Source organism: Methylobacterium sp. WL12 (assembly GCF_008039475.1).
GTDB classification, from domain to species: domain Bacteria; phylum Pseudomonadota; class Alphaproteobacteria; order Rhizobiales; family Beijerinckiaceae; genus Methylobacterium; species Methylobacterium cerastii.
Window position 1 is genome coordinate 134020 of the sequence record NZ_VRUW01000002.1, and the last position, 17643, is coordinate 151662.

Genomic DNA, 17643 nt, shown 5'->3' on the forward strand with positions numbered 1-17643 from the left:
TCGCCCATCCATGGACCAGAGCCACCACGATGCTCATTCAGGCTACCACCCGCGCCACCCTGAGCCTCGCGCTCCTCGGCACCGTCGCCCTCGCGGCCCCGGCCTCGGCGCGTGAGGCCGCCGGAGCCGGCTACGCCCAGGCCGAGTGGGCGCAGGACTACGCCTCGCCCGCCGCGATGCAGGTCCAGCGCTCCTCGACGCCGATCCTGTCGCCGCAGACGGTGGCCACCACCGAGCAGATGGTCGAGCGCTACAAGGAGATCGTCTCCCGCGGCGGCTGGAAGCCGGTGTCCGGCGCCGACCGCCTGCGTATCGGCGCCCGCGGCCCGGTCGTCGGGGCGGTGCGTCAGCGCCTGATCGTGACCGGCGACATCGACCCGGTGGCCGGCAATTCCGGCGTGTACGATTCCTACGTCGCCGCCGGCGTGAAGCGCTTCCAGGCCCGCCACGGCCTGAGCCAGACCGGCACGATGAGCATGGCGACGCAGCAGGCCATGAACGTGCCGGCCGACATCCGCCTGCGCCAGCTCGAGATCAACGCGGTGCGCCTGCGCTCCTATTCGGGCAACCTCGGCAACCGCTTCGTCATCACGAACATCCCGGCGGCGCTGGTTCAGACCGTCGAGAACGGCCAGGTCGTGACGCTGCACGCCGCCGGCGTCGGCAAGATCGACCGCCAGTCGCCGATCATGAACACCAAGGCGACGCAGATCAACTTCAACCCCTTCTGGACGGTCCCGGCTTCCATCGTGAAGAAGGACCTCATCCCCAAGATGCAGAAGGATCCGAACTACCTCACCGACAACAAGATCCGCATCTTCACCGGCGAGGCCGAGATCCAGCCGTCGCAGGTGAACTGGAACTCGGACGAGGGCACGCGCTACCGCTACCGCCAGGATTCGGGCGCCGACTTCAACTCGATGGGCATCGTGCGCATCAACATCCCGAACCCCTACGGCGTGTTCATGCACGACACGAACACCAAGGGCGTGTTCGGCGACGACTTCCGCTTCATCTCCTCGGGCTGCGTGCGCGTGCAGAACGTGCGCGAGTACATCACGTGGCTGCTGAAGGACACGCCCGGCTGGGGCCGCGAGCAGGTCGAGCAGGCGATCGAGAGCGGCAAGCGCGTCGACGCCACGCTGTCGTCGCCGGTGCCGGTCTACTGGACCTACATCACCGCGTGGGCGACGCCGGACGGCCTCGTTCAGTTCCGCGACGACATCTACAAGCGCGACGGCGTGAACGTGCCCTCGACGATCGGCGCGGCCACCCCGGTCGCCAGCGCCGAGACCGCGCCGCAGAGCTTCGAGCCCGGCGACGAGGAGAACTAGGCTCGGTACCATCGGCCCTTCGAGGTTCGCTGAAGCGGCCCGCATCCACCCGGATGCGGGCCGCTCTCGTTCTCACACGCCGCTTCCTCCACACGTGGACGCAGGGACAAATCTTCGGGACGTACAGCCATCGCGCGCGTCCGCATTCGCGCTCAAGTGAGACGACCGAGGCCCCGCGGCCGTCGAGCGAGAGAACGTCGGATGGAACGCACGGCATCGATCCCCGCCTGGGTCGCGCGACGCGGCTGGAGCCGGCGAAACCCGCACTGGGTGCGGGTGTGGCTCGACCGCAAGCCGAAGGCCGGCGGCTCCAAACCGAAACCGTCGGAGACGCAGGCCTCGACCGCGACGATCCTGCCGTTCTCGCGGGACAAGGACTGGGCTTGATCGACGGCGGGCCTCGCGCCACGCGCTGGCGGCACGGCGCGCGTGCGGCCGGGCGGGTGCCGGCCGGCGGCGCCGTCGATTAAGGTTCGCCGATCCCGGCGGCCCGAAGGTCCAAGACGATTTTCCGCGACGAAACGATGCCTGCCGGCCCGACGCCGCCAGCCGACCCGATGCCCGCAGCGAACGTGGCGCCCGGACGCGATCGGCGGCGCCTCGTCGGCATCGCGCTGATGTGCGGGACGCTGGCGTTCTTCGCCTGCCTCGACGCGTCGGCGAAGGTGCTGGCCCGGGCCGGCGTCGACCCGCTGCTTACCACCTTCATGCGCTACTTCGTGAGCGTGGCGCTGATCTCGGTGTTTCTGAACCCGGTGACGACGCCCACGGTGATGCGCAGCCGCCGCCTCGGCCTGCAGGTGGTGCGCTCGCTGCTGCTGTTCGGCTCGACGGCGCTCAACTTCTTCGCGCTTCGCCACCTCCAGCTCGCCGAGACCCTATCGATCCAGTTCGCGGCGCCGCTCACCGTGGCTTTGCTCGCCGGCCCGCTGCTCGGCGAGTGGTCGTCCCGCGGACGCCTGGCTGTGATCGCCGTCGGCTTCCTCGGCGTACTGGTGATCGTGCGTCCCGGGGTCGGCACCGTGCATCCTGCGGTGCTGCTCAGCCTCGGCAACATGCTGTGCTACGCGCTATACATCCTGGCGACGCGCAAACTCGCGGCCCACGACTCGACTGCGACCACGATGGTCTATTCCGGTCTCGCGGGCCTCGGCGTGATGACGCCGCTGCTGCCCTGGATCTGGACCGAGCCGGCCTCGCTCACGGTGTGGGCGCTGCTCGTAGGGATCGGCCTGTTCGGCACGATCGGGCACTGGCTGCTGATTCTGGCCCATGCGAGGGCGCCGGCCAACGTGCTCGCGCCGTTCCTCTACACCCAGCTTCTGTGGTCGCTGACCCTCGGCTTCCTGCTGTTCGGCGACGTCCCGAACCGCTGGACCGTGCTGGGCGCGGCGATCATCGTCGGATCGGGCCTGTATCTCCTCGCCCACGACGCGATGGCGCAACGAAAAGGGCCGGCCACCCGAAGGTGACCGGCCCGTTCGCACGTCGCGCGCTCCGGGCTTAGCGGCCCATGCGCTCGCGGCGGTCCATCCGCTCCTCGCGGCGCTCCTCGCGGTCGCGGCGCGACGGATCGGGATCGACGCCGAGCACGCCGCCGACGGTCCCGGTCGCCGCGCCGAGGGCGCCGCCGACCACGCCGCCGACCGGACCGGCCGCGCGGTTGCCGTCCTCGACGCCGCGCTCGGCGCCGCGAACGGTGCCCTGGGCCTGGGCAGCAACCGACAGGGCCAGCGGCGAAAGGATGAGGGTCGTGGCGATGAGCAGTGTCTTCATGGTCTCGAATTCCTTGATCGGGTTGGGTTTCTGTCCCGGCCGCACACCGCGCAGGCCTTGGGCTCGTGAAGTGTCAACGGCCGAAACCGTGAAAGGTCGCATTTTCCTAAGCGAGGATCCGGGCCCGGCGTGAACCGGGGCCAGGCCCGGCGCCGTCGCGCTCGTTTCAGCGGCGGTGGCGGCGGTGATGCCGGACGGCGCGGCGCGAGCGCAGGTCGGTGCGGTAGGCGCGGCGGCCGGGATCGATCCCGAGCGCGCCGTTGACCGTTCCGACAGCCCCGCCGACAGCCCCGCCGACGATGCCGCCCACCGGGCCGCCGACGCGGTCGCCCTCGGCCGCGCCGCGGCGGACGCCGCCGACGAGGCCCTGTGCCTCGACGGGCGCGGCGACGGCGCAGGCGGTGAGGGCGAGCGTGGCGGCGATCAGGAGATGTTTCATGGCGTTACGTCCCATCCTGTTGTGCTCCGCGGCTCGGACCTGCGCCCGCCGGCGCGGACCGATCGCGTGGTCAGGCAACGAACCAGCCGCGATTTGGTGGCAGCATCCCGCAAGGCGTCCCGACGGCGTGGTGAATGCGCAGCCCCGTTCGGACCGCGCGCATCCGCTGGCCTCCGCTCGCGCCCGCTGCTAGAACGCGGCCATGCGCTGCGTCCACGCCCCACACGTCCGTCGAATTATGGGCCCGGCCGCCGCGTGAGGTCCGCGCCCGCGCGGCTGCGCGGAGGCCGGGATCGTCACGGGAGCCGCCGCTTCCATCGCCCCTCGCGCCGTGACATGCGCCGGCCTTCGCAAAGCCCGCACGCGCGCCGCCCGTTTCCAGGACGCCCGACCCCATGACCGACGAGACCCAAGCCGAAGCCCCGGCCGGCCGCGACTATTCCAAGACCCTCTACCTTCCGCAGACCGACTTCCCGATGCGGGCCGGCCTGCCGACGCGCGAGCCGCTGCTGCTGGAGCGCTGGAGCGCCACCGACCTCTACGGGCAGCTACGTGCCAACGCCGCCGGACGCCCGAAATTCGTGCTGCACGACGGGCCGCCCTACGCCAACGGCAACATCCACATCGGCACGGCGCTCAACAAGATCCTCAAGGACGTGATCGTCCGCTCCATGGGCGGACTCGGCTTCGACGCGAACTACGTGCCGGGCTGGGACTGCCACGGCCTGCCGATCGAGTGGAAGATCGAGGAGCAGTATCGCGCCAAGGGCCGCAACAAGGACGACGTGCCGGTCATCGAGTTCCGCCAGGAATGCCGGACCTTCGCCGGCCACTGGCTCGACGTGCAGCGAGCGGAGTTCAAGCGCCTCGGCGTCACCGGCGACTGGGACCATCCCTACGCCACCATGGCCTACCCGGCCGAAGCCGCCATCGCCGCCGAGCTCATCAAGTTCTCGACAAGCGGCCAGCTCTATCGCGGCTCCAAGCCGGTGATGTGGTCGGTGGTCGAGAAGACCGCGCTCGCCGAGGCCGAGGTCGAGTACGAGGACCACGTCAGCGACACCATCTTCGCCGCCTTCCCGATGCGCGCCGGCGCGGCAGCAGACCTCAGCGACGCCCGCGTCGTCATCTGGACGACGACGCCCTGGACCATGCCCGGCAACCGCGCCGTCGCCTACTCCAAACGTGTCGCCTACGGCCTCTACCGGGTGACAGAGGCCGCGGAGGACAACTGGGCCAAGGTCGGCCAGACCTACCTGCTGGCGGACGGCCTCGCCGCAGGCGTCTTCGAGTCTGCGCGCGTCGCGGCGCATGAGCGCCTGCGCGACGTGACCCCGGCCGAACTCGCCGACCTCACCCTGTCCCATCCGCTCGCCGGCCGCGGCTACGACTTCGCCGTGCCGATGCTCGACGGCGACCACGTCACCGACGAGGCCGGCACCGGCTTCGTCCACACCGCGCCGGGCCACGGCCGCGAGGATTTCGAGGTCTGGATGGCCAACGGCCGCGCGCTCGCCGAGCGCGGCATCGAGACCCGCATCCCCTACACCGTCGACGCCGACGGCGCGCTCACGAAGGACGCGCCCGGCTTCGAGGGACGGCGCGTCCTCACCGACAAGGGCGAGAAGGGCGACGCCAACAAGGCCGTGATGGCCGCTTTGCAGGAGGCCGGGACGCTGGTGGCGTCGGGGCGGCTCAAGCACAGCTACCCGCATTCCTGGCGCTCCAAGAAGCCGGTGATCTTCCGCAACACGCCGCAATGGTTCATCGCCATGGACAAGGCGGTGGACTCGCTCGGCGAACGCACCCTGCGCGAGGTCGCCCTGCAGGCGATCGAGGACACCCAGTGGGTGCCGCCCCAGGGCAAGAACCGCATCAACGGCATGGTCGGCAACCGGCCCGACTGGGTCGTGTCGCGCCAACGCGCCTGGGGCGTGCCGATCACGGTGTTCGTCAAGAAGGGCACCGGCGAGGTGCTGCGCGACGACCGCGTGAACGCCCGCATCGTCGCCGCCTTCGCGACTGAGGGCGCCGACGCCTGGTTCACCGACGCCGACGGCGCGCGCTTCCTCGCCCCCGACCACGACCCGGCAGCCTACGAGAAGGTCACCGACGTCCTCGACGTGTGGTTCGATTCCGGCTCGACGCACGCCTTCGTCCTCGACGACCCGGCGGCGTTCCCCGGCCTCGCCAACGTCGTGCGCCGCCGCGACGGCGGGCGGGACACGGTGATGTACCTCGAAGGGTCGGACCAGCACCGCGGCTGGTTCCAGTCGTCGCTGCTCGAATCCGCCGGCACGCGGGGCCGCGCGCCCTACGACACGGTGCTCACCCACGGCTTCGTCCTCGACGCCAAGGGGCTGAAGATGTCGAAGTCGAAGGGCAACGTCGTCGCGCCCCAGAGCATCATCAAGGATTCGGGGGCCGACATCCTGCGCCTGTGGGTCGCCGCCTCCGACTGCACCGACGACCTGCGCATCGGCCCGGAGATCATCAAGACCTTCGCCGAGACCTACCGCAAGCTGCGCAACTCGCTCCGCTGGATGCTCGGCTCGCTCGCTCACCGCGTGGCGGGCGACGACGTGCCGTTCGCAGAGATGCCGGAACTCGAGCGCTTCGTGCTCCACCGTCTGCTCGAGCTCGACGGCGAGATCCGCGAGGCCTACCGCACCTTCGACACCAAGCGCGTGGTCGCGCTGCTGAACGGCTTCATGACCGGCGACCTGTCGTCGTTCTACTTCGACGTGCGCAAGGACGCGCTGTATTGCGACCCGGCCTCCTCGGTCACCCGCCGGGCCGCGCTGCAGGTGATCGACGAGGCGTTCCGCCGGGTCGTGATCTGGCTCGCGCCCGTGCTCGCCTTCACCGCCGAGGAGGCCTGGCTCGACCGGTTCCCGTCGGAGGCCGGCTCGGTCCACCTGCAGACCCTGCCGGAGACGCCGGCCTCCTGGCGCGACGACGCCCTCGCCGCGCGTTGGCAGAAGATCCGGCGGGTTCGCCGGGTCGTGACCGGCGCTTTGGAGATCGAGCGCGCGGCCAAGCGCATCGGCGCGAGCCTGGAGGCGGCGCCCACCGTCTCGATCGCCGACCCGGACTTGCTGACGGCCCTCGACGGCGTCGACTTCGCCGACGTCTGCATCACCTCCGCGATCCGGATCGAGGCCGGGGAGGGCCCCGCCGACGCGTTCCGCCTCGACGACGTCAAGGGCGTCGCCGTGGTCCCGGTGCGCGCCGAGGGTCGCAAGTGCGCCCGCTCCTGGCGCGTCACGCCGGAGGTCGGCAGCGACCCGGACTACCCGGACGTCACACCCCGCGACGCCCTGGCGCTTCGGGAATGGGATGCGGCCCATCCGGCAGCGAGCGCGGCGTGAGCGGGACGCGACCGCTTCGTTCCTCTTCCCTCCGTCGGGGAAGGGGAGAGGCTGCGGCGGGAGGCGCACGATGAAGCCCGTTCATCTCGGCCTCTTCGCCCTCGTCGCGACCCTGGTCCTCGACCAGCTCTCGAAGCTGTCGCTCTACTTCGGCACCGATCTGGTGCTGACCCAGCCCTGGCGCCTCGGGCCCTATGCCGAGTTCGTCGTCGTTTGGAACAGGGGTGTCTCCTACGGCCTGTTCCAGCAGGAGCGCGGCGTCGGCCGGTGGTTGCTGGTGGCGTTGTCGCTCGCCGCCGCCGTGGGCTTGAGCGTGTGGATGACCCGTACGGGGTCGCGCCTGCTGGCGACGGCGCTCGGCCTGATCGCCGGCGGCGCGCTTGGCAACGCGGTCGACCGGGCCGCCTACGGCGCGGTGTTCGATTTCGTGCACCTGCATGCCGGCGCGTGGTCCTGGTACGTGTTCAACGTCGCCGACGCGGCGATCGTCGCGGGCGTCGTCGGGTTGATCCTCGACAGCGTGCTGCCGGAACGGCGCGACGGCCTGTCCAGCGAGTCCCCGCCGGCGTGACCGGGGCGGTGACGGCGGTGGATGCAGGTCGCTTATGGCTGGCCCCGAGCGGTCAAGGCGCCATACGATCGCCGGAAACCGGCTTCAGACCCGAAGCGCCGGATCAGGCCGTCATCCGTGCGGCCGCTTCGATGAACCCCGGAACGGGGATCGGGCGTCGGTGGGCAAGTTGCGGGGCATCATGATCGGGTACCGGGAGCTCATTCTCATGGCGGCGGCGATCGTCCTGCCGTCCGCGGTCCAGGCGCAGGAGCGGGGCGAGCTGCTGCGCAACACGCTGAGCGGCATCGGCCTCCTCGAGAAGCCGCAGGCGCCGATCGAATATCGCGAGCGCGCACCCCTGGTGATGCCGCCCCGCCTCGACGGAAAGGCCCTGCCGGCACCGCGCGCCGGCGCATCCTCGTCGCAATGGCCGAAGGAGCCCGAGGTGGTCGAGCGCGAGCGCGCCGCCGCCGAGCGCCGCGTGCCGAAGGGCAACCAGGCGCAGGGGCGCTACGAGGACAACAACGCGACGCTCTCGGTCGACGAGATGCGTTCCGGCCGCCGCGCCGACGCCAACGTGACCCGCGAGATCGAGCGCAAGCCCGGAGACAACACCCGGGAGGATTCCTGGGTCAACCCGCTCGACCTGATCCGCGGGATCGGCAACGAGAAGACCGAGCCGTCGGCGGTCGAGCCATCGCGCGACGTGCTCACCGATCCGCCCAAAGGCTACCGCCAGCCGCCCAAGAAGATCGTTCGCAACACCACCGACCCGATCAACAACGCCAGCCGCGAGCGCGAAGAATCCGATCCCGGCGCCTACCTGCGCGAGCAGCGTGCGCGCTGAGGCGCGGATGTGACACACGGTCGGTCGCCGTTCGGCACGGGACCGGCGCCGGCGCTTCCGGTACGGGAATTGCCGATCGAGACGATGCCGGCGCGCTGCCCCGCATCGAACCAGAAACGGACGGTCCCTTAAGGGCCGCACGAGGGAAGACGGTATGCATCTGTTCAGGAAGGCGACGCCCACCCTGTTCCCGGCCGGCGGCCGCTTCGCCAGCGCGGGGCGCGTCGAGGCGGCGCCGTTCGGGCGCTCCGAGGCCGGTGGGCCGGAGGTGTCGTCCTTCACCCTCGACAACGGGCTCGACGTGGTGGTGGTGCCGGATCACCGCGCGCCCGTCGTGACTCACATGATCTGGTACCGCAACGGTTCGGCCGACGACCCGCTCGGCCGGTCCGGCATCGCCCACTTCCTCGAGCACCTGATGTTCAAGGGCACCGAGAAGCACCCGGTCGGCGCCTTCTCGAAGGCCGTCTCCGGTCTCGGCGGGCAGGAGAACGCCTTCACCTCCTACGACTACACCGCCTACTTCCAGCGCGTCGCCCGCGACAACCTCGACACCATGATGGCGTTCGAGGCCGACCGCATGACCGGCCTCGTCCTCGACGACGCGGTGGTCGCGCCCGAGCGCGACGTGGTGCTGGAGGAGCGCCGCATGCGGGTCGAGACCGATCCCTCCGCCCAGCTCTCCGAGGCGATGGCGGCCTCGCTCTTCGTGCACCACCCCTACGGCATCCCGATCATCGGCTGGATGCACGAGATCGAGGAGCTGAACCGCAACCACGCCCTCGACTACTACAAGCGCTTCTACACGCCCGAGAATGCGATCCTCGTGGTCGCCGGCGACGTGACGCCCGACGAGGTCCGGCGCCTGGCCGAGGCGACCTACGGGCGCGTCGCACCGCAGGGCGCCCGCCCGGTGCGGGTCCGCCCGCGGGAGCCCGAGCCGAAGGCGCTGCGCCGTCTCGCGGTGGCCGACCCGAAGGTCGAGCAGCCGACCTTGCAGCGTCTCTACCTCACGCCGTCCTGCATCACCGCCCGCGACGGAGGCTGTCACGACCTCGAACTGCTCGCCGAAGTGCTCGGCGGCGGCTCGACCTCCTACCTCTACCGAAAGCTCGTCATGGAGAGCGGCCTCGCGGTGAACGCGGGCGCCTGGTACATGGGCTCGGCGATCGACGACACCCGCTTCTCGGTCTACGCGATCCCAGCCGAGGGCGTCAGCCTGGAGAAGCTCGAGGCCGAGGTCGACCGCGTGCTCCGGCGCGCACCTTCCGAGGCGCTGAACGCCGAGGCGATCGAGCGGGCCAAGACCCGGCTGGTCGCCGAGACGGTTTACTCCTCCGATAGCCAGTCGTCGCTCGCGCGCATCTACGGCTCGGCGCTCGCCATCGGCGAGACCATCGAGGAGGTGCGCCGCTGGCCCGCCGACATCGAGGGCGTGACCCGCGAGCGTCTGGCGACGGCGAGCGAGCGCTGGCTGACGCCGTCCCGCTCGGTCACCGGCTACCTCGTCAAGGCGAGCGACCCGGACGCGCCCATGGTGATCGCCGCGGAATAGCGCCTTCGGCCTGCGGCGCCCGGCGCCGCACCCAGAGGCCGCATCCAAGAGAACGAGAACAACGAGGTCGTCCATGAACTTCGCCGACACCGACCTGGCCGAGACGCCGGTCCGCACCAAGGCGAGCCCGGCCAAGGCGCTACCGATCCAGACCGCCGCCGGGATCGAGGCGTGGCACGTCGAATCGCCGGTGGTGCCGATGATCGCGCTCGCCTTCACCTTCGAGGGCGGGGCGGCGCAGGACCCGGAGGGCAAGTCGGGCTGCGCCCAGATGTTGGCGCGCCTCCTCGACGAGGGTGCCGGCGACCTCGGCTCCGACGCCTTCCAGGAACGGCTCGCGGCACGCGCGATCGAGCTCTCGTTCCATGCCGGCCCCGACGCGATCGGCGGCTCGTTGAAGATGCTCGTCAAGCACGCCGACGAGGCGATCGACCTCCTGGCCCTGGCGCTCGCCAAGCCCCGCTTCGACGCCGACGCGATCGAGCGGGTCCGCGGCCAGGTGATCGCCGGCCTGCGCTACCAGCAGAACGACCCGGGCGTGATGGCCTCGCGCCGCTTCTTCGCCGAGGCCTTCGCCGGGCACGCCTACGGCCGGCCCTCGTCGGGCACGATCGAGGCGGTGTCGGCGATCACCCGCGACGACCTCGTGGCGATGCACGCCCAGCTCCTCGGCCGCGGCGCGGTGAAGATCGCCGCCGTCGGCGCGATCGGCGCCGAGCAGCTCGCCAAGAGCCTCGACCGCGCCTTCGGGGCGCTGCCGGAGGCCGGCGGCCTGCGCGCGATCGAGCGGACCACGGTGGGCGACCTCGGCAAGCGCGTGGTCGTCGACCTCGATGTGCCGCAATCGGTGATCCGCTTCGGCATGGCCGGCGTCGCCTGGCGCGACCCCGACTTCATCCCAGCCTACGTTCTCAACCACATCCTGGGCGGCGGCGCCTTCACCTCGCGGCTGTTCCAGGAAGTGCGCGAGAAGCGCGGCCTCGCCTACTCGGTCGGGACCTCGCTGGTCAGCCACCGCTCGGCGGCGATGACCTGGGGCTACACCGCGACCAAGAACGAGCGCGTGGGCGAAGCGGTGTCGGTCATCAGCGACGAGATCAACCGCCTGATCGCCGACGGACCGGACGACGAGGAGCTGCAGAAGGCCAAGGACTACCTCACCGGCTCCTACGCGCTGGGCTTCGACACCTCGACCAAGATCGCCCACCAGCTGGTGCAGATCGCGTTCGAAGGCCTCGGCATGGACTACATCGAGCGCCGCAACGCGCTGGTCTCGTCGGTCACGCAGGAGGACATCCGCCGGGCCGGCGCGCGGACCTTCGCCGACGGCCGGATGCTGGTCGTCGCCGCCGGGCGGCCGATCGGCCTCTAGAATCGACCCCATGATCCCTGGATCATGGGGAACGTCCCATCCTTTTGTCGGGCCGCTTTTTTCGCCGAACCGGCAACCCCTACGACGGAAAACGCCCTCGCCGATGCAGCTCACCGGGATCCACCACCTGACCGCGATCACCGCGCGGGCTGCGGACAACCACGCCTTCTACACCCGCGTGCTCGGGCTGCGGCTGGTGAAGAAGACGGTGAACCAGGACGACGTCTCGGCCTACCACCTGTTCTACGCCGACGGGTTGGCCTCGCCCGGCACCGACGTCACCTTCTTCGACTGGCCGGCGCCACCTGAGCGGCGCGGGACGAACAGCATCACCCGCACGCACCTGCGCGTGGCGGGGCCGGCGGCGATCGAGGCTTGGCGCGAGCGCTTGGCGCGGGAGCGCGTGACCCATTCCGCGCCGGTGGAGCGCGACGGTCGCCTGACCCTCGACTTCGAGGATTCGGAAGGCCAGCGCCTGAGCCTCGTCGACGACGGCGGCGCGGGCGACGCGCATCCGTGGGCCGGCAGCCCGGTGGCGCCCGATCATCAGATCCGCGGCCTCGGACCGATCCGGCTGTCGGTGGCGCAGCCGGAGCCAACCGGCCGCGTCCTCGTCGACGTGCTGGGCATGGTGCACGCCCGCAGCTTCGAGACGCCGGAAGGTTCCGTCCACGTCTTCACCATGGGGGAGGGCGGCCCGGCGGCAGAGGTGCAGCTTCTGGGCGACGCCTCCGCCCCTGCGCGGCAGGGAGCAGGCGCCGTCCACCATGTCGCCTTCCGTATCCCCGATGCGGATTACGCAGCCTGGGCCGACCGCCTGAACACGCGCCGGATGCCGTCGAGCGGCCCGGTCGACCGCTTCTACTTCCGAAGCCTGTACTTCCGCGAGCCGAACGGCATCCTGTTCGAGATCGCCACCGACGGTCCAGGCTTCACCGCAGACGAACCGCTCGACCGGCTCGGGCAGGGCTTGGCGCTGCCGCCGTTCCTCGAGCCGCGCCGGGCCGAGATCGAGGCCGGGTTGAAGCCGCTCTAGGCCGTATCGCCGCGGGTATTAAGAGCGATTCCAATCAGTTGCGGTTGCATGGCTGTGTGTCGTCGGCGCGTCTTGACCTGCGTTCCGCACCTGCGAAAAGACCGCCAACCCCATCGGGATTCGGGACACCTCAGTCGATGAGCAAGTTCTACGAGGAGCGCGTTCTGTCGGTCCACCACTGGACCGACACGCTCTTCTCCTTCCGCACGACGCGCGATCCGGCCTTCCGCTTCCGGAACGGCGAGTTCACGATGATCGGCATCGAGGTCGAGGGGCGACCGCTCCTGCGCGCCTACAGCGTCGTCTCGGCCAACTACGAGGAGGAGCTGGAGTTCTTCTCGATCAAGGTCGAGGCCGGCCCGCTCACCTCGAAGCTGCAGCACCTCAAGGTCGGCGACCCGATCATCGTCGGCAAGAAGCCCACCGGCACGCTGGTGCTCGACAACCTGCTGCCGGGCAAGAACCTCTACCTCCTCGGCACCGGCACCGGGCTCGCGCCCTTCCTGTCGATCATCAAGGACCCGGAGACCTACGAGCGCTTCGAGAAGGTCGTCCTCGTCCACGGCTGCCGGCAGGTTCAGGAACTCGCCTACGGCGAGACCATCACCGAAAGCCTGCCGAAGCACGAGTTCCTCGGCGAGATGATCAGCGCACAGCTGATCTACTACCCGACCGTGACCCGCGAGCCGTTCCGCAACCGAGGCCGGATCACCGACCTGATGACCTCGTGCAAGCTGTTCGAGGATATCGACCTGCCGAACATGTCCGTCGAGAACGACCGCTTCATGCTGTGCGGCAGCCCCGACATGATCCGCGACACCCGCGAGCTGCTGACCAACGGCGGCTACGAAGAGGGCAACCACGGCGAAGCCGGCCATTACGTGATCGAGAAGGCCTTCGTCGAGAAATAGGTTTTCCCGACTTCCGAGCCTTGAGACGTACCCTCGAGCGCACGTGCTGAAGAAGTGTGGCCCCCTTTCCCGAACGGGAGAGGGGGCCGCGTCGTTTCTACGCCGGACCACCGACCAACCCGCGCACCTCCTGCGCAAGGTCCGACAGGCTCATCGAGCCCTTGCTGATCACACGGTCGGCCTGCCCCGCGAGGCGGCGACGATCCTCCGCGGTGATGTCCTTGGCGGTGAGCACCACCACGGGGATGTCGCGCCACTCCGCGCGGGTGCGCAGCGCCCGGAGGAAGCCGAAGCCGTCCATCTCCGGCATCATCAGGTCGAGAAGCACGAGAGCTGGCTTCTCCCGCGCCACCGCCTCCAGCGCGAGCTTGCCGTGCTCGGCCGAGCAGACCGGGAAACCCTCGCGCTCCAGGAAGGTCGTCACCCGCTCGCGGGCGTCGGGGTCGTCCTCGACCACGAGGATCGGCCCCTCGGCGTTGCCGGGACGGAACCGGTCGGTGACGGCCTTGAGGTGCCCCCACTCGATCGGCTTGTGCAGATAGTCGGTGGCGCCGAGGGAGAAGGCGAGGTTCTGCTCGTCGAGCACCGTCACCATGACGATCGGCGTCGCACCCAGCTCCGGGTCGGCTCGGAGCGCGCGCAGCACCGACCAGCCGTCCATCCGCGGCATGGTCACGTCCAGGAGGATCGCGCGCGGGCGTAGCGCCCGCGCCCGCTCCAGCCCCTGGCGTCCGTCCTCGGCGGTGGAGACGGCGAATCCCTCCTTCTCGAGGAAGCGGGCGAGCAGGTCGCGCGTCGCCGGGTCGTCGTCGATGACGAGGATACGGTTTCCGACCGCCCCGTCCTCGCCCTGCGCGGGGGCGGCATCGGGGCCGGCGAACTGCGCCGGCAGCGTCAGGGTGAAGGTGCTGCCCGCGCCTTCGACGCTCGCGACCTCGACGGTGCCGCCCAGAAGTCCGGCGAAGGCGCGGGTGATCGAGAGCCCGAGCCCGGTTCCGCCGAAGCGCCGGGTGGTGGAGGCGTCGGCCTGGGTGAAGCGCTCGAACAGCCGGCCGACCTGCTCTTCGTTCATGCCGATGCCGGTGTCGCTCACCGCGAAGCGCAGGACCGCGTCGGCGTCGCGCGTGACGGTGAGGCCGACGCGGCCGTTCTCGGTGAACTTCGCCGCGTTGCTCAGAAGGTTGATCAGGCACTGGCGCAGCTTGGTCACGTCGGTATGCGCCGTGCCGACGTCGTCGGCGATCGTCAGGTCGAGGGCGTTGCCCTTCTTGGCGACCAAACCCTCGACGGTGGCGGCGACCTCGGCCACCACGTCGGCGACGGAGAAGTCCTCGGCGTAGATCTCGACCCGCTCGGCCTCGATCTTCGACAGATCGAGCACGTCGTTGATCAGCCCGAGGAGGTGGCGGGCGTTGGACTCGATCTTCTTCATGTCGGCGATCAGCGCCGGCTCGCCGAGGTCTTCCAGCTCCTCCTGCAGCATCTCGGAATAGCCGATCACCGCCGAGAGCGGGGTGCGCAGCTCGTGGCTCATGTTGGCCAGGAACTGGCTCTTGGCGCGGTTGGCGTCTTCGGCGGCCTGACGCGCCGCCTCGACCGCGGCTTCGGCCGCCTTGCGCTCGCTGATGTCGGTGTGGGTGCCGACCCATTCGCGCAGGCTGCCGTCCTCGGCGAGGATCGGCACGGCGCGTACCGCCATGTGCCGGAATTCGCCGTCGGCCCGGCGCAGGCGGTGCTCGGTCTCGTAGGGTTGCAGCGTCGAGACTGCCGCCTGCCAGGCCTTTGCGGTGTGCGCGCGGTCCTCGACGTGGATCACGTCGAGGAAGCCCTCGCCGGCATAGGCCGCGTCGTCCTGGCCGGTGAAGCGCGTCCAAGACGCCTGGCGCGGATGCAGGCTGCCCTCCGCGGTCGCAGTCCAGACGATCGACGCGCTCGCCTCGATGAGAGAGCGGAAGCGCTCCTCGCTGCGGCGCATGCGCTCCTCGACGATCCAGCGCAGGGTCTCGTCGAGGACGACGATGCCGACGCCCTCGATCGCCGGCTCTCGGTCCGACGAGGTGCCGCGCAACGGGTAGAAGCTCATCGAGAACCGGCGCACGCCGCCGGGGGCCGAAGGCGTCGGCACCGCCACGGGAACGTCCGGCGTCACCAGCCCCTCGTTGAGGGCGGCGGCGAGCTTCGGGCCGAGGGCGTCCGCGAGGTTGGGCAGCATCGCCCAGATCGGCGCGCCGAGGTCGGCGCCGAAGCCGCGCTCGCTCATCACCGCGAGCGCCCGGTTCATGTGGCGGATCTTGAGGTCGCGGTCGAGGAAGCCGAGGCCGACCGGGGCGTTCGCGAGGACGCCGTCGAGGAGCCCGGACATCCGCATCGCCTCGCGCCGGCGAACGAGTGCGAGGCGAGCGAGGAGGACGATCGCGACGACGGCACAGATCGCCGCCAGCACCGACAGCAGCAGGGAGCGGGCGACGTCCCGGCTGCGGTCGGCCTCCAGCCGTTCCGCGGTCGCCGCCTGCAGCCCTGCGGTCTCGGAGCGGATCGCATCCATCAGCTGCTTGCCGACGCCGGTTCGGACGATCTCCGTCGCCGCGTCGAAGCTCACGTCCCGGCGGGCGGCGACGACGCGGGCCGCGAAGTCGCGCTTGTCCGCGATCAGGGCGGCGAGCGAGGCGCCGCCCTGGCGCACGGGCGCCTGCGCCACGCGGCCGAGCGCCGTCAGGCCGGTATCGATCGCACCGAGCGCCTTCTGGTAGGGCTCGAGGTACATGTCGCCGCCGACGAGGACGTAGCCGCGCTCGCCGGTCTCGAGGTCCTTCACCGCCGAGAGCAGACGCTCGAGCTGCGAGATCCGCGCGGTCCCGGCCGCGACCGCCGCGCGGCTCGCCTCGCCGCCGACGTAGTTCCAGGCGCCGGCGACGAGGGCGACGAGCAGCAACCCGAAGGCGACCGGCGAGCCGAGCAGGCCCGCGAAAGGCCGCGCGCTGCGCCAGTTGGCCCGGCGCAGGAACGAGATCGACCGGGGATTGATCACGCGACGGCCATCCCGATCCGGGTCCGCGTCGCAGCACCACCCGCCGCGGGCGGATGTTTCGGATGGGTGATCATGTCGGGCGCCCCGGATCGGCCCGGCGACGTGCCGGGGCGATCCGCGCAGACATAACCGGGCGCGCGCGGTTGTCGAAGCTTTACCCGTCGGCGCGGCAGGCGCCGCGAAGCCGCATCAGGTCTCGACGAGGCCGGTCGTCGAGCCGGAAGCCTCGGAATCGGCCCGGCCGTGCGGCAGGGCGAGGTATTCCACCGAGCGCATCTCGATCAGTCGGGACACCGTCCGATCGAACTCGAAGGCCTCGCGGCCTTGCCGCACCGAGTAGAGCGCCTGCGCCTCGGCGGCGGCCGAGGCGACGAGCTTCACGTGGCGGTCGTACAGGGTGTCGATCAGGGTGATGAAGCGCTTGCACTCGTTGCGGTTCTGCTCGCCCATCACCGGAATCTCTTCGACGATCACCGTGTGGAAGGCGCGGGCGATCGCCATGTAGTCGGAGGCGCCGAGGGGCTGGGCGCAGAGGTCGTCGAAGCTGAATCGGGCGACGCCCGCAGCCTCCTGCGGCACCGGCACCTGACGGCCGTGCACGGTGAGCGTCGCAGACCGGCCCTTGGCCTTGCCGGTCAGGCCGCGGAAGGCGGCATCGAGCGCCGAGCGCGCGGCCGCGTCGGCGGGCACGTGGTAGACCGGCGCGCCGCCGAGTTTCTCGAGGCGGAAGTCGGTGCGCGAATCCAGGCGCAACACCTCGACCCGCTCCTTCAGCTCCTCGACGAAGGGCAGGAACAGGGCCCGGTTGAGGCCGCCCTCGTAGAGCCGGTCCGGCTCCACGTTCGAGGTCGCCACCACCGTCACGCCGCGCTTGAACAGCGCTCCGAATAGCCGGCCGAGGATCATCGCATCGGCGATGTCGGTGACGGTGAACTCGTCGAAGCACAGCAGCGTCGCCTCGTCGGCCAACGCGTCGGCGACCGGGCCGATCGGGTCGTCACCCTTGACCTCGCCGCGCTTCAGCGCCTGGCGGTAGGCGTGGATACGCTCGTGCGCGTCGGCGAGGAAGCCGTGGAAGTGGACGCGGCGCTTCGGGCCGGGGGCGGCCTCGTGGAACAGGTCCATCAGCATGGTCTTGCCACGCCCGACCGAGCCCCAGATGTACAGCCCCTTCGTCGGCCCGACGGTGTCCTTGCGCGAGAACAGCCAGCCGAGGGCGCTGCCCTTCTTGGCGCGTCGGCGCCGCTCCAGGTCGAGGGCGAGCCGGTCGAGGGCGCGCACCAGCCGCGCCTGCGCCGGGTCGCGCTCGATCGCACCCGACGCGATCAGCGCCTCGTAGCGATCGTGGACGGGCCCGGGGGAGAGCGCGCCGCTGCGCGCGTCTGCGGAGGGCGCCTGGCTCGGCAAGGTTGGGCTCACGA

At 70.5% G+C, this 17643-nt stretch carries 14 protein-coding genes; 10 read left to right on the top strand and 4 right to left on the bottom strand.

The window, feature by feature from the left end; all coding sequences use genetic code 11:
- The first annotated feature begins 29 nt into the window (after positions 1 to 29).
- The 3 genes from FV226_RS01735 to FV226_RS01745 all read left to right on the top strand — a co-directional run bounded on the left by FV226_RS01735 (position 30) and on the right by FV226_RS01745 (position 2806).
- Positions 30 to 1334, top strand: coding sequence for a L,D-transpeptidase family protein (locus tag FV226_RS01735; protein ID WP_147761545.1), 1305 nt, complete (start codon positions 30 to 32; stop codon positions 1332 to 1334).
- Between the two features lie 201 nt (positions 1335 to 1535).
- Positions 1536 to 1721 (top strand): hypothetical protein, encoded by a 186-nt coding sequence (locus FV226_RS01740; RefSeq protein WP_147761546.1) that lies wholly within the window; start codon positions 1536 to 1538, stop codon positions 1719 to 1721.
- Between the two features lie 170 nt (positions 1722 to 1891).
- Positions 1892 to 2806: a DMT family transporter gene (locus FV226_RS01745; protein ID WP_246691457.1), complete on the top strand. Its 915-nt coding sequence runs from the start codon at positions 1892 to 1894 to the stop codon at positions 2804 to 2806.
- A gap of 31 nt (positions 2807 to 2837) precedes the next feature.
- Here the strand turns inward: FV226_RS01745 and FV226_RS01750 are convergent, their stop codons facing one another.
- On the bottom strand, positions 2838 to 3110 hold the full coding sequence (locus FV226_RS01750) for a hypothetical protein (RefSeq protein WP_147753150.1): 273 nt from the start codon (positions 3108 to 3110) through the stop codon (positions 2838 to 2840).
- A 166-nt stretch (positions 3111 to 3276) separates the two neighbouring features.
- Positions 3277 to 3549, bottom strand: a complete 273-nt coding sequence (locus FV226_RS01755) for a hypothetical protein (protein ID WP_147761548.1) — start codon at positions 3547 to 3549, stop codon at positions 3277 to 3279.
- A gap of 395 nt (positions 3550 to 3944) precedes the next feature.
- On the opposite strand from FV226_RS01755, the gene ileS reads away from it, so the two are divergent.
- From ileS to FV226_RS01790, 7 genes are all read left to right on the top strand, one after another.
- Positions 3945 to 6920 (top strand): isoleucine--tRNA ligase, encoded by a 2976-nt coding sequence (gene ileS / locus FV226_RS01760; RefSeq protein ID WP_147761549.1) that lies wholly within the window; start codon positions 3945 to 3947, stop codon positions 6918 to 6920.
- A 70-nt stretch (positions 6921 to 6990) separates the two neighbouring features.
- Positions 6991 to 7491: a signal peptidase II gene (lspA, locus tag FV226_RS01765; protein ID WP_147761550.1), complete on the top strand. Its 501-nt coding sequence runs from the start codon at positions 6991 to 6993 to the stop codon at positions 7489 to 7491.
- A gap of 208 nt (positions 7492 to 7699) precedes the next feature.
- Positions 7700 to 8320 carry a hypothetical protein gene (locus FV226_RS01770; RefSeq protein WP_306422416.1) on the top strand — a complete coding sequence of 207 codons (621 nt, stop codon included), beginning with the start codon at positions 7700 to 7702 and terminating at the stop codon, positions 8318 to 8320.
- Between the two features lie 154 nt (positions 8321 to 8474).
- Positions 8475 to 9875: a pitrilysin family protein gene (locus FV226_RS01775; protein ID WP_147761551.1), complete on the top strand. Its 1401-nt coding sequence runs from the start codon at positions 8475 to 8477 to the stop codon at positions 9873 to 9875.
- A gap of 73 nt (positions 9876 to 9948) precedes the next feature.
- The gene (locus FV226_RS01780) at positions 9949 to 11247 is read left to right on the top strand and encodes a pitrilysin family protein (protein WP_147751806.1); all 1299 of its coding nucleotides are present in this window, start codon (positions 9949 to 9951) and stop codon (positions 11245 to 11247) included.
- 103 nt (positions 11248 to 11350) lie between these two features.
- Complete coding sequence (locus FV226_RS01785) at positions 11351 to 12283, top strand: ring-cleaving dioxygenase (RefSeq protein WP_147761552.1); 933 nt, start codon at positions 11351 to 11353, stop codon at positions 12281 to 12283.
- Positions 12284 to 12420: 137 nt separating this feature from the next.
- Positions 12421 to 13194 (top strand): ferredoxin--NADP reductase, encoded by a 774-nt coding sequence (locus FV226_RS01790; RefSeq protein ID WP_147761553.1) that lies wholly within the window; start codon positions 12421 to 12423, stop codon positions 13192 to 13194.
- A gap of 97 nt (positions 13195 to 13291) precedes the next feature.
- Here the strand turns inward: FV226_RS01790 and FV226_RS01795 are convergent, their stop codons facing one another.
- Together FV226_RS01795 and zapE are read right to left on the bottom strand one after the other, a co-directional pair.
- Positions 13292 to 16222, bottom strand: coding sequence for a response regulator (locus FV226_RS01795; protein ID WP_147761554.1), 2931 nt, complete (start codon positions 16220 to 16222; stop codon positions 13292 to 13294).
- Positions 16223 to 16411: 189 nt separating this feature from the next.
- Positions 16412 to 17629: a cell division protein ZapE gene (gene zapE / locus FV226_RS01800; RefSeq protein WP_147761598.1), complete on the bottom strand. Its 1218-nt coding sequence runs from the start codon at positions 17627 to 17629 to the stop codon at positions 16412 to 16414.
- Positions 17630 to 17643: the final 14 nt, after the last annotated feature.

Bases quoted from the DNA above. Each gene is read 5' to 3' on its own strand.
- FV226_RS01735 (WP_147761545.1), top strand. From the start codon at position 30: ATGCTCATTCAGGCTACCACCCGCGCCACCCTGAGCCTCGCGCTCCTC.
- FV226_RS01740 (WP_147761546.1), top strand. From the start codon at position 1,536: ATGGAACGCACGGCATCGATCCCCGCCTGGGTCGCGCGACGCGGCTGG.
- FV226_RS01745 (WP_246691457.1), top strand. From the start codon at position 1,892: ATGCCCGCAGCGAACGTGGCGCCCGGACGCGATCGGCGGCGCCTCGTC.
- FV226_RS01750 (WP_147753150.1), bottom strand. From the start codon at position 3,110: ATGAAGACACTGCTCATCGCCACGACCCTCATCCTTTCGCCGCTGGCC.
- FV226_RS01755 (WP_147761548.1), bottom strand. From the start codon at position 3,549: ATGAAACATCTCCTGATCGCCGCCACGCTCGCCCTCACCGCCTGCGCC.
- ileS (WP_147761549.1), top strand. From the start codon at position 3,945: ATGACCGACGAGACCCAAGCCGAAGCCCCGGCCGGCCGCGACTATTCC.
- lspA (WP_147761550.1), top strand. From the start codon at position 6,991: ATGAAGCCCGTTCATCTCGGCCTCTTCGCCCTCGTCGCGACCCTGGTC.
- FV226_RS01770 (WP_306422416.1), top strand. From the start codon at position 7,700: ATGGCGGCGGCGATCGTCCTGCCGTCCGCGGTCCAGGCGCAGGAGCGG.
- FV226_RS01775 (WP_147761551.1), top strand. From the start codon at position 8,475: ATGCATCTGTTCAGGAAGGCGACGCCCACCCTGTTCCCGGCCGGCGGC.
- FV226_RS01780 (WP_147751806.1), top strand. From the start codon at position 9,949: ATGAACTTCGCCGACACCGACCTGGCCGAGACGCCGGTCCGCACCAAG.
- FV226_RS01785 (WP_147761552.1), top strand. From the start codon at position 11,351: ATGCAGCTCACCGGGATCCACCACCTGACCGCGATCACCGCGCGGGCT.
- FV226_RS01790 (WP_147761553.1), top strand. From the start codon at position 12,421: ATGAGCAAGTTCTACGAGGAGCGCGTTCTGTCGGTCCACCACTGGACC.